This window comes from Saccharopolyspora sp. 6V, assembly GCF_020176785.1.
Classification (GTDB): Bacteria; Actinomycetota; Actinomycetes; order Mycobacteriales; family Pseudonocardiaceae; genus Saccharopolyspora_C; species Saccharopolyspora_C gregorii.
Genome location: NZ_JAIUKB010000232.1, coordinates 1 through 933 on the forward strand (window position 1 = coordinate 1; position 933 = coordinate 933).

The window sequence follows — 933 nt, forward strand, 5'->3', positions numbered from 1 at the left end:
GAATCTTTTTCGGGGGGGTCAGGGGGGGGGGCAGAAGCCGGCGGGCCAGCCGGGGGCGCCGGGGGGGAGGACGGGGGCGCGGCGGGGGGTTTGGGTGGTGCCGTGGTGGTCGGTGGCGCGGCATTCGATGGTGTGGCCGCCGGGTGGGAGGTCGAGTTCGCAGCGCCACGTCCGCCAGGTGTGGGGGTTGACCTCTGTGGACAGTCGGGCGGTGTGCCACGGTCCGCCGTCGGCGCGGACTTCGACGCGTTCGATGCCGATGGGTTGGGCCCAGGCGGTGCCGGCGATGGTGGTGCGGCCGGCGGGGATGCGGCCGAATCCGCCGGGGGTGTCGATGCGGGATTGGACCTTGATGGGGGCGAGGCGTCCCCAGCCGCGTTGGATCCAGTAGGCCTGCTTGTCGAAGGTGGTGAGTTCGAGGTCGGTGAGCCATTTGGTGGCGGAGACATAGCCGTAGAGGCCGGGGGTGACCATGCGGACGGGGTAGCCGTGGGCGGCGGGGAGGGGCTCGCCGTTCATGCCGTAGGCGAGCAGGGCGCCGCGTTCGGGTTCGAGGAGTGCGTCGGCGGGTGTTCCGGCGGTGAATCCGTCGGTGCTGGTGCTGAAGACCTGTTCGGCTCCGGGGCGGATTCCGGCGGCGAGGAGGACGTCGCGGATGGGGACGCCGGTGAATTCGGCGGTGGAGGTGTAGGGGCCGCCGATTTCGTTGGAGACGCAGGTCATGGTGATGGTGCGGGTGGTCTGGGGGAATCGGCGCAGTGCGGTGAAGTCGAGGTCGAGTTCGCGCTCGACCATGCCGTGCACGCGCAGTCGCCAGTCGGCGAGGTCGATGCGGGGGATGCTCAGTGCGGTGTCGACTCGGTAGAAGTCGTCGTTCGGGGTGATGAAGGTGGGGGTGCCCGCGTCGGCGAAATCGGTGCCGGGGATCGGGGG

General features: G+C 70.5%; 1 protein-coding gene. It reads right to left on the bottom strand.

Annotation, left to right across the window (positions count from 1 at the left end; translation table 11 throughout):
- Nucleotides 1-18: 18 nt before the first annotated feature.
- Nucleotides 19-933: molybdopterin-dependent oxidoreductase (locus LCD35_RS29670; protein WP_225045322.1), on the bottom strand; the 915-nt coding region annotated here is incomplete at its 5' end.